The organism is Pseudomonas sp. LBUM1656, from assembly GCF_059716065.1.
Genome location: NZ_CP166800.1, coordinates 4,002,720 through 4,016,000, shown reverse-complemented (window position 1 = coordinate 4,016,000; position 13,281 = coordinate 4,002,720). Strand labels below are relative to the sequence as shown.

Genomic DNA, 13,281 nt, shown 5'->3' with positions numbered 1-13,281 from the left:
CAGACGGCAAAACGCCCCGGCATCCGAAGACGGCAGGGCGTTTTGTGGTGTTCTTTCGGGCCTCTTCGCGAGCAAGCCCGCTCCCACAGGGAAATGCATTCCAATTGTGGGAGCGGGCTTGCTCGCGAAGGGGGCGACTCGGTATTAAGCCGAGTGTCGCACCATGTCCACATGCGGAATCCCGGCTTCCAGGAACTCCTCACTGACCAGGCTGAAGCCCAGGCGCTCATAGAACGCCGTGGCCTGGACCTGTGCGCTCAGCATCTGCTGCTTCAGCCCGCGCTCCTCGGCCTCACCGATCACCGCTTGCATCAGCGCATCGCCCACCTTCAAACCGCGCCAGTCTTTAAGCACCGACACCCGGCCGACGTGACCATCAGGCAGCAGGCGGGCGGTGCCAATCGGAAAGTCGCCCTCGAACGCCAGGAAATGCACTGCCGTAGCGTCATCGGCATCCCATTCAAGCTCGGGTGGAACGGATTGCTCGGCAATAAACACCGTCTCACGAATGCGCCGGATCTCGGCGTTGTCCTTTTGCCAGTCTGCGACACGTACGTGAATTTTATTCATCAGCGAACCCCAGGCTTCCTTGCTTGATCAGCTCGCACAGCAGGCCGCGGCCATCTTCGTCGTTCAGCCAGTCACCGAGGTTGTCGGTGTGCAGGGCGTCAGCGGCGCAGATCAATTTCAACAACTCGCGCAGCTTGCCCGGCAGGTAACGGCTCTGGCCGCTGGCGAACAGCAGCAGGTCGTCATCGACTTCGGACCAGGCCAGGCGCGCGCTCGGGTTGCGGATCAACACAGCGCCTTGTTCGAGGCTGGCGAGGAAGTCTTCTTCTTCGATTTCTTCCGGGCCGGCAACCAGTTCCGGGTAGCGCGGCTCGGTCATGTACTGGCCGAACCACGTCAGCAGCAGGCGCTCGTCGCTCATGTGTTCGGCCAGCAAGGCTTTCAGGCGATCAAGGGCGTCGTGCTGAATCTGGTGCGGGTCGACCGCCGGCAGGGCGTCGGCGTCGGTGTAACGCTCTTCGTCGGTCAGGAACTGGCTGAGGAAGTCGGTGAAGTGTGTCAGCACTTCCGAGGCGCTCGGCGCGCGGAAACCGACCGAGTACGTCAGGCAGTCATCGACGGCCACGCCGCAATGGGCCAGGCGCGGCGGCAGGTAAAGCATGTCGCCCGGTTCCAGTACCCATTCATCGGTAGCTTCGAAATCAGCGAGGATGCGCAGGTCCGCGTGTTGCAGCAGCGGGCTCTCGGAATCGCACATCTGGCCGATTTTCCAGTTGCGCTTGCCATGGCCCTGCAGCAGGAACACGTCGTAGTTGTCGAAGTGCGGACCGACGCTGCCACCCGGGGCGGCAAAGCTGATCATCACGTCGTCGACGCGCCAGCTCGGCAGGAAGCGGAAGTTTTCCAGCAGCTCGGCGACTTCCGGGACGAACTGGTCAACCGCTTGAACCAGCAGGGTCCAGTCACGTTCCGGCAGTTTGCTGAATTCGTCTTCGGCGAACGGACCACGGCGCAATTCCCAAGGGCGCTCGCCGTTCTCGATCACCAGGCGCGACTCGACTTCTTCTTCCAGCGCCAGACCGGCCAGTTCGTCGGCGTCGATCGGGCTTTCGAATTCAGGAATCGCCTGACGGATCAGCAGGGGTTTTTTCTGCCAGTAGTCGCGCAGGAACTCGCGCGCCGTGATGCCGCCCAGAAGTTGAAGAGGAATGTCAGGATTCATGTGTAACCTATTGAAAAAATGAACTTTTCAGACGGGAATAAAAACGCCCGGCGCTGCCGGGCGTCTCAAACGGGTAAAGCGGTCGATCAGATGCGTTTGGCTTGTGCTACAGCGTTACCGATGTAGTTCGCCGGGGTGAGCAATTTCAGCTCGGCCTTGGCGGCGGCGGGCATGTCCAGACCGTCGATGAAAGTTTGCAGTGCTTCAGGGCTGATGCCCTTGCCACGGGTCAACTCTTTCAGCTTTTCATACGGGTTTTCGATGTTGTAGCGACGCATCACGGTCTGGATCGGCTCGGCCAATACTTCCCAGCAAGCGTCCAGGTCAGCAGCGATCTTCTGAGCGTTGAGCTCCAGTTTGCTGATGCCCTTGAGGCTGGCTTCGTACGCGATCACGCTGTGGGCGAAGCCGACACCGAGGTTGCGCAGCACGGTGGAGTCGGTCAGGTCGCGCTGCCAGCGGGAGATCGGCAGTTTGCTTGCCAGGTGTTGGAACAATGCGTTGGCGATACCCAGGTTGCCTTCGGAGTTTTCGAAGTCGATCGGGTTGACCTTGTGCGGCATGGTCGACGAACCGATTTCGCCAGCGATGGTGCGCTGCTTGAAATAACCCAGGGAGATGTAGCCCCAGATGTCGCGGTCGAAGTCGATCAGGATGGTGTTGAAACGCGCGATCGCGTCGAACAGCTCGGCAATGTAGTCGTGCGGTTCGATCTGCGTGGTGTACGGGTTGAAACCCAGGCCCAGCTCGTCTTCGATGAAGGCGCGGGCGTTTTCTTCCCAGTCGATCTCAGGGTAGGCCGACAGGTGAGCGTTGTAGTTGCCGACAGCGCCATTGATCTTGCCCAGCAGCGGAACGGCAGCGACCTGAGCGATCTGACGCTCCAGGCGGTAAACCACGTTCGCTAGCTCTTTGCCCAAGGTGGTCGGCGAGGCCGGTTGACCGTGGGTGCGCGACAGCATTGGCACGTCAGCGAAACGGATGGCCAATTCGCGGATGGCTTCAGCGGTCTGGCGCATCAGCGGCAACATCACGTCATCACGGCCTTCGCGCAGCATCAGGGCGTGGGACAGGTTGTTGATGTCCTCGCTGGTGCAGGCGAAGTGGATGAACTCGCTGACCTTGGCCAGTTCCGGCAGCTTGGCCGCTTGTTCCTTGAGCAGGTACTCAATGGCTTTGACGTCGTGGTTGGTGGTGCGCTCGATCTCTTTGACACGCTCGGCGTGTTCCAGAGCGAAGTTGTCCGCCAGAGTGTTCAGCACCGCGTTGGCTTCGGCGGAGAACGCCGGCACTTCGCTGATGCCAGGGTGAGCGGCCAGGCGCTGGAGCCAGCGCACTTCAACCAGAACGCGGGCACGGATCAGGCCGTACTCGCTGAAAATTGGGCGCAGGGCCTGGGTTTTGCCGGCGTAGCGGCCGTCAACAGGGGAAACCGCAGTGAGCGAAGAAAGCTGCATGGGGTGTTCTCGGACAGTCGGGCAACGAAATGGGGCGCGTATCATACATGAAAAAATCCGCCGGTCCGTTGCCAACTGACCGGCGTATTACGCGTTACAGATCTAAATCAGTGTTGCGGGCGCGGTTCAGCTGCTGCGCATCAGCGGGTAAAGCTCTTTGAGCAACTTGCGACGGCTGATCACCAGCTGCCAGCGATGACCGCCCAGCTGCCGCCACAGACGCGCCGAACGAATCCCGGCCAGCAACAGCGCGCGGATCTTCGAGGCATTGCTCGGTTGCTGCAGGTTGCGCATGTCGCCGTGGACCTGAATCCGTTGGCGCAACGTGCTCAAAGTGTCCTGGTACAGCGCGCCGCAAGCCGCAATCACATTTTCGTGCGCCGGGCCGAAGTGTTCGACCTGGGATTGAATCTGCGGCAGACGCTTGCCGATCACATCGAGCATGTCGTCGCGCTTGGCCAGTTGACGCTCCAGGCCCAGCATGGCCAAGGCGTAGCGCAGCGGTTCGCGCTGCAGGGTGCTTGGGTCGCGCTCCAGGGCGCCGATCAATGCGCGATAGCCTTCGCGCAGATTGATGTCATCGCCGCCGTACACTTCCAGGGTGTCCTTGGGATCGCGAATCAGCAGGCTGCCGAGCATGCAGGTCAGGCCGGCTTCGGTGGTCTGGCCGGTCTTGGCAATCTTGTCAACGAGGACGGCGGCGAGAAACACGCCGCCCAGTGCCGTCAGTTGCTCCTGAGTGGGGTTCATGCCTTGCTGCTCCATGGCTCTGCGACTTCTATCACGCCGCCGCCTAGGCAGATTTCACCGTCATAGAACACCACGGACTGACCCGGGGTGACCGCGCGTTGCGGGTCATCGAAGGTCGCGCGGTAGCCGCTGGCGGTTTTTTCCAGCGTGCAGGGCTGATCGCTTTGGCGATAACGGACCTTGGCGGTCAACTTGCGCGGCTCGCTGAGATCAATCGGGTTGACCCAATAAATGTCCGAGGCGAGCAGGGCGCGGGAGAACAGGTAAGGGTGATCATTGCCCTGGCCAACGATCAGCTCGTTGTGCTCCAGGTCCTTGATCAGGACGTACCACGGCTCGTCGCTGGCGTCTTTCAAGCCGCCGATGCCCAGGCCCTGGCGCTGGCCGATGGTGTGGTACATCAGGCCGTGGTGGCGGCCGATGACTTCGCCTTCTGTGGTCTTGATCTCGCCCGGCTGGGCCGGCAGGTACTGCTTGAGGAAGTCGCTGAAGCGACGTTCACCAATAAAGCAGATCCCGGTGGAGTCCTTTTTCTTCGCGGTGGCCAGATCATGTTTCTCGGCAATCGCGCGCACTTCGGGTTTTTCCAGCTCGCCGACCGGGAACAGAGTCTTGGCGATTTGTTCACCGCCGACGGCGTGCAGGAAGTAGCTCTGGTCCTTGTTCGGGTCCAGGCCCTTGAGCAGTTCGGTGCGGCCATCGATGTCGCGGCGGCGCACGTAGTGACCGGTGGCGATCAGGTCGGCGCCGAGCATCATGGCGTAGTCGAGGAACGCCTTGAACTTGATCTCACGATTACAGAGGATGTCCGGGTTCGGTGTGCGACCGGCCTTGTATTCGGCCAGGAAATGCTCGAACACGTTGTCCCAGTACTCGGCGGCGAAGTTGGCGGTGTGCAGCTTGATGCCAATCTTGTCGCACACGGCCTGGGCGTCCGCGAGGTCGTCCATGGCGGTGCAGTATTCCGTTCCATCGTCTTCTTCCCAGTTCTTCATGAACAGGCCTTCCACCTCATAACCCTGCTCGATCAGCAGGAGAGCGGAAACGGAAGAGTCCACGCCGCCGGACATGCCGACAATGACGCGCTTCTTTTGTGTGTCAGAAGGGGCTGGATCACGCATAGGGATTCAATGAGTGTCTTGAAAAAGGACGCGATTCTAACAGGCCCAAGCCCGCAAGGCTAAAGAGAAGGGCGGATCAGTTCGAGACCGAAGTGTTTGCCGTCCAGATAATCATCGATACAACGGATGATCAGCTCACTGCGCCAGTTTGCGCGCTGTGCCAGCAGTTCGTCACGGGTTAGCCATTTAGCGCCGACAATGCCGTCGTCCAGTTGATAATCCGGGTGATGCTTGATGGCTTTGGCGATGAAGCAAACCCTTTGATAGGTCACGCCATTGCTCGGGGCGGTATAGAGATAAATGCCCACTACGCCGGTCGCCTCGACGTCCCAGCCGGTTTCTTCCAGAGTTTCGCGCACCGCGGCTTCGATCAGGGTTTCGTCCGGGTCGAGATGGCCCGCGGGCTGGTTAAGCACCGTTCGTCCGTGCTTGGTTTCTTCGACCATCAGGAAGCGGCCATTGTCTTCGACGATGGTGGCGACGGTGATGTGGGGTAGCCAATCCATGAAAATACCTCGGTCTTGTGTGGTGTGTAGCAGCTGCCGAGCACCGCGAGGCTGCGTTCGGCTGCGAAGCAGTCGTAATACCAGACACTTTGGTCTTACTGATAAATCGCAGTGACTGGATTGGCGACTGCTTCGCAGCCGAACGCAGCCTCGCGGTGCTCGGCAGCTGCTACAAAGGTTGCGTGTGCCACAAGCACAAACCCCGGCACATGGCCGGGGTTTGTGATGTTCCCTTACAACCTTAAACCAGCGCTGCGATCGCGGCGTTGAAGGTGTTGCTCGGGCGCATGGCCTTGCTGATCAGTTCGGCATTGGCGTGGTAGTAACCGCCGATGTCCACTGGCTTGCCCTGAACGGCGTTGAGTTCGGCAACGATGGTTGCTTCGTTCTCGGTCAGGGTCTTGGCCAGCTCGCCGAACTGCGCTTGCAGTGCAGTGTCTTCGGTCTGGGCAGCCAGGGCTTGAGCCCAGTACAGCGCCAGGTAGAAGTGGCTGCCGCGGTTGTCGATGTTGCCGACTTTGCGCGATGGCGACTTGTTGTTGTCCAGGAACTGGCCGGTGGCCTGATCCAGAGTCTTGGCCAGCACCAGCGCTTTAGGGTTGTTGTAGGTAACACCCAGGTGCTCAAGGGAGGCGGCCAAGGCCAGGAATTCACCCAGGGAATCCCAGCGCAGGAAGTTCTCTTCCAGCAGTTGCTGAACGTGCTTCGGTGCCGAACCGCCGGCGCCGGTTTCGAACAGGCCACCGCCGTTCATCAGCGGAACGATCGACAGCATCTTGGCGCTGGTGCCCAGTTCCATGATCGGGAACAGGTCGGTCAGGTAGTCGCGCAGTACGTTGCCGGTCACCGAGATGGTGTCCTTGCCTTCGCGGGTACGGCCTAGAGTGAAGGCCATCGCGTCGACTGGCGACATGATGCGGATGTCCAGGCCGGAAGTGTCGTGATCCTTCAGGTAAGCCTGAACTTTCTCGATCACAACGCCGTCGTGGGCACGCATTGGGTCCAGCCAGAAAATCGCCGGAGTTGCGCTTGCGCGAGCACGGTTGACGGCCAGTTTGACCCAGTCCTGGATCGGCGCGTCTTTGGTCTGGCACATGCGGAAGATGTCGCCGGCTTCAACCGACTGTTCCAGCAGGGTGCGGCCAGCGCCATCGGAAACCCGAACGACGCCGTTGGCCTTGATCTGGAACGTCTTGTCGTGCGAGCCGTACTCTTCGGCTTTTTTCGCCATCAGGCCAACGTTCGGCACGCTGCCCATGGTGGTCGGATCGAAAGCGCCGTGCAGCTTGCAGTCTTCGATCACCGCCTGGTAGATGGTGGCGTAGCAGCGATCCGGGATCACAGCCTTGGTGTCGTGCAGCTGACCGTCAGTGCCCCACATTTTGCCGGAGTCACGGATCATCGCTGGCATCGATGCGTCGACGATCACGTCGCTCGGCACGTGCAGGTTGGTGATGCCTTTGTCTGAGTTGACCATGGCCAACGACGGACGAACGGCGTAGACCGCCTGGATGTCCGCTTCGATCTGCGCTTGCTGCTCGGCAGGCAAAGCCTTGATGCGAGCGTACAGGTCGCCGATGCCGTTGTTCAGGTTAAAGCCGATCTGTGCCAGCACGTCAGCGTGCTTGGCCAGTGCGTCTTTATAGAACTCGGCAACGATCTGGCCGAACATGATCGGGTCGGAGACCTTCATCATGGTGGCTTTCAAGTGAACCGACAGCAGCACGCCTTTTTGCTTGGCGTCTTCGATTTCGGCAGCGATGAAGCTGCGCAGAGCGTTTTTGCTCATGACCGCGCAATCGAGGATCTCACCGGCTTGCACGGTGGTTTTTTCTTTCAGGACGGTGGTGGTGCCGTCTTGAGCGATCAGTTCGATTTTGACGGCATCAGCGGCGTCGATCAGGGCGGCTTTTTCACTGCCGTAGAAATCGCCGGTGCTCATGTGCGCGACGTGGGACTTGGAGTCCGCAGCCCAGGCGCCCATTTTGTGCGGGTGTTTGCGCGCGTAGTTCTTGACCGACAGCGGTGCACGACGATCGGAGTTGCCTTCGCGCAGAACCGGGTTCACGGCGCTGCCCTTGATCTTGTCGTAACGCGACTTGGCGAGCTTGTCGGCGTCGCTGGTCACGGTTTCCGGGTAGTCCGGCAGTGCGAAGCCCTGGGCTTGCAGCTCTTTGATTGCGGCTTGCAGTTGCGGAACGGAGGCGCTGATGTTCGGCAGCTTGATGATGTTGGCTTCAGGCGTAACGGCCAGGTCGCCCAGTTCGGCGAGGTGGTCGGCTACGGCTTTGTCACCCAATTGCTCGGGGAAGCTGGCCAGGATGCGCCCTGCAAGAGAGATATCGCGGGTTTCCACGGCGATATCAGCGGAGGCGGTGAAGGCCTCTACGATAGGCAACAGTGAATAGGTGGCGAGGGCGGGAGCTTCGTCGGTGAAGGTATAGATGATCTTCGAGCGGGTGGGCATATTCGGATTAACTCTCTCTTCTTTGCTAAAGCGTGCGCAGAAACTCGAGGGGCGCCGGGTAAGCGCGTTCGTTCAAAGTCATCCATGAACCGAATGTCGAGGTTTCTTTGCTGTGATGTTGGGTGCATCGGTCGAGCGTCAAGCGGGTGGGTTGCTGTACAACCCTGCTTTTTCAGGCCCCAAGCCTCGTAGTAGAAAGGTCGGCCGTCGTGACTCTGTGGTCAGCGGGCGGCATTATACATAGGTAGCTGGCAATCTGCCGATGGTTCATATGCAACGATTCTCGTCCATTGGTCTAAAGGTCGCAGGGGCGAGTGGGGCGTAGAGTCTTGCACCGTGCTTGAGTTTGGCGCTTTTCCCTTTGCTTTCAGGCTTGTACGTCGCGAACTGTGCAGCTTTGCGGCAGATGGTTGGAACATAGGGTTTGCGTGCCGATTTAACTGGGGTACGCTCGAACGAAGCCAGATGTTCAATCCAAACAATGGAGTTCAGCATGGGATACAAGAAGATTCAGGTTCCAGCAGTCGGCGACAAAATCACCGTCAACGCGGACCATTCTCTCAATGTTCCTAACAACCCGATCATCCCCTTCATCGAAGGTGATGGTATTGGCGTTGATATCAGCCCGGTCATGATCAAGGTTGTCGATGCTGCTGTTAAGAAGGCTTACGGCGGCGAGCGCAAAATTTCCTGGATGGAAGTCTACGCCGGGGAGAAAGCGACTCAGGTTTACGATCAGGACACCTGGCTACCCCAGGAAACCCTGGACGCAGTTAAAGATTACGTGGTTTCCATCAAGGGCCCTCTGACCACCCCGGTCGGTGGCGGCATCCGTTCCCTGAACGTGGCCCTGCGTCAGCAGCTCGACCTGTATGTGTGCCTGCGCCCGGTACGCTGGTTCGAAGGCGTGCCTAGCCCGGTCAAGAAACCAGGCGACGTCGACATGACGATCTTCCGTGAGAACTCGGAAGACATCTACGCCGGTATCGAATGGAAAGCCGGTTCGCCGGAAGCGACCAAGGTCATCAAGTTCCTCAAAGAAGAAATGGGCGTTACCAAGATCCGTTTCGACGAAAACTGCGGTATCGGCATCAAGCCGGTGTCCTTGCAAGGCACCAAGCGCCTGGCACGCAAGGCGTTGCAGTATGTGGTCGACAACGACCGCGATTCGCTGACCATCGTGCACAAAGGCAACATCATGAAGTTCACCGAAGGTGCCTTCAAGGAATGGGCCTATGAAGTGGCCGCTGAGGAATTCGGCGCGACCCTGCTCGACGGTGGTCCGTGGATGCAGTTCAAGAACCCGAAAACCGGCAAGAACGTCATCGTCAAGGACGCCATCGCCGACGCCATGCTCCAGCAGATCCTGCTGCGCCCGGCCGAATACGATGTGATCGCGACCCTGAACCTGAACGGCGACTATCTCTCCGACGCCCTGGCGGCGGAAGTGGGTGGTATCGGTATCGCGCCGGGTGCCAACCTGTCTGACACCATTGCCATGTTCGAAGCGACCCACGGTACTGCACCGAAGTACGCCGGCAAGGACCAGGTCAACCCGGGTTCCCTGATTCTGTCCGCAGAGATGATGCTGCGCCACATGGGTTGGACCGAAGCGGCAGATCTGATCATCAAAGGCACCAATGGCGCGATTTCGGCCAAGACCGTGACCTATGACTTCCACCGTTTGATGGAGGGCGCGAAACTGCTGTCGTCTTCTGCGTTCGGTGATGCGCTCATCTCGCACATGTAAGCAAGTTCACGCACGACAAAAACCGCCCGATTCTGTGATTGAGTCGGGCGGTTTTTTTATGACTGGTTGATCGGTCGTGTCAGCTCGACACTGTTTCCTGTTTTGTAACAGGCGCAGTCTGTTCGCTGACGGACGAAACGGAGCCGATCTTGACTGCGTGCAACCCTTTGGGGCCCTGAAGGATATCGAAGCTTACGATTTGCCCGGCCTTGAGGGTCTTGTACCCGTCCATCTCAATGGCTGAATAGTGGGCAAAGAAATCAATAAGATGGCCGTCTTCGTCGCGACCTTCCCTGGCGTCGGTGTTAATGAAACCGAATCCCTTGGCATTGTTGAACCATTTCACCTTGCCGACTGACATACCCATATCCCTCTGCAACAGACTCCATCACTGGAGTATCATCCAGTACATCCGCAGTCAGATCTTTAAATAAGATTGACTCCGCGGACCTTTTTTACCCACTGTGGGCTCTATTGGTTGTAACACCGTTTTCCCGATAGTCAAGGTGACCGGGCGGTCGGAGTTGAAATCGTCCATAGCCGCCCCCACCACTGTATTTGCACAACTGACGAACCTTTCTTTCCATGCATGCAATCAGCCAGATTCGACTAACATTCAATCAGGATCGCCCGGCTCTCCAAAAAGATCACCCGGAGCCTCACGACGACGATTCCGCAGGCATTGCTGTTCAGGAGGCAAAGCCTGCACTACAGGCGCCGCCGATGTACAAGGTGGTTTTGTTCAACGATGACTACACACCGATGGATTTCGTCGTCGAAGTGCTCGAGGTGTTTTTTAACCTGAATCGGGAGCTGGCGACCAAGGTCATGCTGGCCGTCCACACAGAAGGACGGGCAGTATGTGGAGTGTTTACCCGCGACATCGCCGAGACTAAGGCCATGCAGGTCAACCAGTACGCCAGGGAAAGCCAGCATCCGCTACTCTGTGAAATCGAGAAGGACGGTTAATCGCCGACCACTTGGGTATGAGGTGAAGCTATGTTAAACCGCGAGCTCGAAGTCACCCTCAATCTTGCCTTCAAGGAGGCTAGATCGAAGCGTCATGAATTCATGACCGTCGAACACCTCCTGCTGGCCCTATTGGACAATGAGGCTGCCGCCACCGTTTTGCGTGCCTGCGGCGCAAACCTCGACAAACTCAAGCACGATCTGCAGGAGTTCATTGACTCCACCACGCCATTGATCCCCGTCCATGACGAGGATCGCGAAACCCAGCCAACCCTGGGCTTCCAGCGTGTCCTGCAACGTGCTGTTTTCCACGTACAGAGCTCGGGCAAACGCGAAGTGACTGGCGCTAACGTGCTGGTCGCCATCTTCAGTGAGCAAGAGAGTCAGGCAGTGTTCCTGCTGAAACAGCAGAGCGTTGCGCGCATTGATGTCGTCAACTACATCGCCCATGGCATTTCCAAAGTGCCGGGGCATGGCGATCACTCTGAAGGTGAGCAAGATATGCAGGACGACGAGGGCGGTGAGTCTTCTTCTTCAGGCAATCCTCTGGATGCTTATGCCAGCAACCTCAACGAACTCGCGCGCCAGGGTCGTATCGATCCGTTGGTAGGCCGTGAGCTGGAAGTCGAACGTGTCGCGCAGATCCTGGCGCGTCGTCGCAAAAACAATCCGCTGCTGGTGGGCGAGGCGGGCGTGGGTAAAACCGCGATTGCCGAAGGCCTGGCCAAACGTATTGTCGACAACCAGGTGCCGGACTTGCTGGCCAACAGCGTGGTGTATTCCCTCGATCTGGGCGCCTTGCTGGCCGGGACCAAATACCGCGGCGATTTCGAGAAGCGCTTCAAGGCGTTGCTCAATGAACTGAAAAAACGTCCGCAGGCGATCCTGTTCATCGACGAAATCCACACCATTATTGGTGCGGGTGCCGCGTCCGGTGGCGTCATGGATGCCTCGAACCTGCTCAAGCCGCTGCTGTCGTCGGGCGATATCCGTTGCATCGGTTCGACCACGTTCCAGGAGTTCCGCGGGATCTTCGAGAAGGACCGTGCCTTGGCCCGGCGCTTCCAGAAGGTCGATGTGTCGGAGCCTTCGGTGGAAGACACCATCGGTATCCTGCGCGGCCTGAAAGGGCGTTTCGAAGCGCACCACAACATCGAATACAGCGATGAAGCGTTGCGTGCGGCTGCCGAACTGGCTTCACGCTACATCAATGACCGGCACATGCCGGACAAAGCCATCGACGTCATCGACGAGGCTGGCGCCTATCAGCGTCTGCAACCGATCGAGAAACGCGTGAAACGCATCGAAGTGCCTCAGGTCGAGGACATCGTCGCGAAAATTGCGCGGATTCCGCCTAAGCACGTCACCAGCTCCGACAAAGAGCTGCTGCGTAACCTTGAGCGTGACCTGAAGCTGACCGTATTTGGCCAGGATGCCGCGATCGACTCGCTGTCGACCGCGATCAAACTGTCCCGTGCCGGCCTCAAGTCACCTGACAAGCCTGTCGGTTCGTTCCTGTTCGCAGGACCGACCGGTGTCGGTAAAACCGAAGCGGCGCGTCAGCTGGCCAAGGCGTTGGGCATCGAGTTGGTTCGTTTCGACATGTCCGAGTACATGGAGCGCCACACCGTATCGCGTCTGATCGGTGCGCCTCCAGGCTACGTCGGGTTCGACCAGGGCGGTCTGCTGACCGAAGCCATCACCAAGCAGCCTCACTGCGTGCTGTTGCTCGATGAGATCGAGAAGGCGCATCCGGAAGTCTTCAACCTGCTGCTGCAGGTCATGGACCACGGTACGCTGACCGATAACAACGGGCGCAAGGCGGACTTCCGTAACGTGATCGTCATTATGACGACCAACGCCGGTGCCGAAACAGCGGCGCGTGCTTCGATCGGTTTCACCCATCAGGACCACTCGTCCGATGCGATGGAAGTGATCAAGAAGAGCTTCACGCCGGAGTTCCGCAACCGTCTGGACACCATTATCCAGTTTGGTCGCCTCAGCCATGAGGTCATCAAAAGCGTGGTGGACAAGTTCCTTACCGAGCTTCAGGCGCAGCTGGAAGACAAGCGCGTGCAGCTGGAAGTGACCGATGCTGCGCGCAGCTGGCTGGCGGCGGGTGGCTACGACTCGGCGATGGGCGCTCGCCCAATGGCGCGTTTGATCCAGGACAAGATCAAACGTCCGCTGGCGGAAGAGATCCTCTTCGGCGAACTGGCCGACCATGGCGGTGTGGTGCACATCGACCTCAAGGACGGCGAGCTGACCTTCGAGTTCGAAACCACAGCCGAAATGGCCTGACGTTAACCGCGACAAAGCAAAAGGCGCCGAAAGGCGTCTTTTTGCTGTGTGCCGGATGTACACCGATCTCCTTGTGGGAGCGGGCTTGCTCGCGAATGCGGTGGGTCAGCTTTGATCGTTCCCACGCTCCGCGTGGGAATGCAGCCCGGGACGCTCCGCGTCCCTTCAAGAGCCGAACGCAGAGCGTCCGTTGAGGCATTCCCACGCAGAGCGTGGGAACGATCGAAA

At 59.0% G+C, this 13,281-nt stretch carries 11 protein-coding genes; 3 read left to right on the top strand and 8 right to left on the bottom strand.

The annotated features are described in order from the left end of the window. Window positions 1-144: 144 nt before the first annotated feature. The 7 genes from ACA072_RS18215 to ACA072_RS18185 all read right to left on the bottom strand — a co-directional run bounded on the left by ACA072_RS18215 (window position 145) and on the right by ACA072_RS18185 (window position 8,033). The gene (locus ACA072_RS18215; protein WP_497619615.1) at window positions 145-570 is read right to left on the bottom strand and encodes a GNAT family N-acetyltransferase; all 426 of its coding nucleotides are present in this window, start codon (window positions 568-570) and stop codon (window positions 145-147) included. Beyond that, window positions 563-1,732 (bottom strand): ribosomal protein uL16 3-hydroxylase, encoded by a 1,170-nt coding sequence (locus ACA072_RS18210; protein ID WP_497619614.1) that lies wholly within the window; start codon window positions 1,730-1,732, stop codon window positions 563-565. Before ACA072_RS18210 ends, ACA072_RS18215 begins: the two co-directional genes overlap by 8 nt. Before the next feature lie 86 nt (window positions 1,733-1,818). Further along, window positions 1,819-3,189, bottom strand: coding sequence for an adenylosuccinate lyase (gene purB, locus ACA072_RS18205; RefSeq protein ID WP_461974884.1), 1,371 nt, complete (start codon window positions 3,187-3,189; stop codon window positions 1,819-1,821). A gap of 126 nt (window positions 3,190-3,315) precedes the next feature. Further along, a complete protein-coding gene (gene hflD / locus ACA072_RS18200; RefSeq protein ID WP_109629433.1) occupies window positions 3,316-3,939 on the bottom strand; it encodes a high frequency lysogenization protein HflD in 624 nt (207 codons plus the stop codon). Then, on the bottom strand, window positions 3,936-5,060 hold the full coding sequence (gene mnmA / locus ACA072_RS18195; protein WP_497619612.1) for a tRNA 2-thiouridine(34) synthase MnmA: 1,125 nt from the start codon (window positions 5,058-5,060) through the stop codon (window positions 3,936-3,938). Before mnmA ends, hflD begins: the two co-directional genes overlap by 4 nt. Before the next feature lie 59 nt (window positions 5,061-5,119). Further along, the gene (locus tag ACA072_RS18190) at window positions 5,120-5,566 is read right to left on the bottom strand and encodes an NUDIX hydrolase (RefSeq protein WP_497619610.1); all 447 of its coding nucleotides are present in this window, start codon (window positions 5,564-5,566) and stop codon (window positions 5,120-5,122) included. A gap of 241 nt (window positions 5,567-5,807) precedes the next feature. After that, entirely contained in the window at window positions 5,808-8,033 is a 2,226-nt protein-coding gene (locus tag ACA072_RS18185) for an NADP-dependent isocitrate dehydrogenase (protein WP_497619608.1), read from the bottom strand. A gap of 493 nt (window positions 8,034-8,526) precedes the next feature. Here ACA072_RS18185 and icd point away from each other — a divergent pair, with 493 nt between their 5' ends. Continuing rightward, a complete protein-coding gene (gene icd, locus ACA072_RS18180; RefSeq protein ID WP_497619606.1) occupies window positions 8,527-9,783 on the top strand; it encodes an NADP-dependent isocitrate dehydrogenase in 1,257 nt (418 codons plus the stop codon). Between the two features lie 79 nt (window positions 9,784-9,862). Here icd and ACA072_RS18175 read toward each other — a convergent pair whose 3' ends face one another. After that, on the bottom strand, window positions 9,863-10,144 hold the full coding sequence (locus ACA072_RS18175) for a cold shock domain-containing protein (protein WP_497619604.1): 282 nt from the start codon (window positions 10,142-10,144) through the stop codon (window positions 9,863-9,865). Between the two features lie 224 nt (window positions 10,145-10,368). Between ACA072_RS18175 and clpS the strand changes: the two genes are divergently transcribed. Further along, a complete protein-coding gene (clpS, locus tag ACA072_RS18170) occupies window positions 10,369-10,752 on the top strand; it encodes an ATP-dependent Clp protease adapter ClpS (protein ID WP_010458899.1) in 384 nt (127 codons plus the stop codon). A gap of 30 nt (window positions 10,753-10,782) precedes the next feature. Next, window positions 10,783-13,053, top strand: a complete 2,271-nt coding sequence (clpA, locus tag ACA072_RS18165) for an ATP-dependent Clp protease ATP-binding subunit ClpA (protein WP_007946437.1) — start codon at window positions 10,783-10,785, stop codon at window positions 13,051-13,053. Window positions 13,054-13,281: the final 228 nt, after the last annotated feature.

Bases quoted from the DNA above. Each gene is read 5' to 3' on its own strand.
- ACA072_RS18215 (WP_497619615.1), bottom strand. From the start codon at position 570: ATGAATAAAATTCACGTACGTGTCGCAGACTGGCAAAAGGACAACGCC.
- ACA072_RS18210 (WP_497619614.1), bottom strand. From the start codon at position 1,732: ATGAATCCTGACATTCCTCTTCAACTTCTGGGCGGCATCACGGCGCGC.
- purB (WP_461974884.1), bottom strand. From the start codon at position 3,189: ATGCAGCTTTCTTCGCTCACTGCGGTTTCCCCTGTTGACGGCCGCTAC.
- hflD (WP_109629433.1), bottom strand. From the start codon at position 3,939: ATGAACCCCACTCAGGAGCAACTGACGGCACTGGGCGGCGTGTTTCTC.
- mnmA (WP_497619612.1), bottom strand. From the start codon at position 5,060: ATGCGTGATCCAGCCCCTTCTGACACACAAAAGAAGCGCGTCATTGTC.
- ACA072_RS18190 (WP_497619610.1), bottom strand. From the start codon at position 5,566: ATGGATTGGCTACCCCACATCACCGTCGCCACCATCGTCGAAGACAAT.
- ACA072_RS18185 (WP_497619608.1), bottom strand. From the start codon at position 8,033: ATGCCCACCCGCTCGAAGATCATCTATACCTTCACCGACGAAGCTCCC.
- icd (WP_497619606.1), top strand. From the start codon at position 8,527: ATGGGATACAAGAAGATTCAGGTTCCAGCAGTCGGCGACAAAATCACC.
- ACA072_RS18175 (WP_497619604.1), bottom strand. From the start codon at position 10,144: ATGTCAGTCGGCAAGGTGAAATGGTTCAACAATGCCAAGGGATTCGGT.
- clpS (WP_010458899.1), top strand. From the start codon at position 10,369: ATGCATGCAATCAGCCAGATTCGACTAACATTCAATCAGGATCGCCCG.
- clpA (WP_007946437.1), top strand. From the start codon at position 10,783: ATGTTAAACCGCGAGCTCGAAGTCACCCTCAATCTTGCCTTCAAGGAG.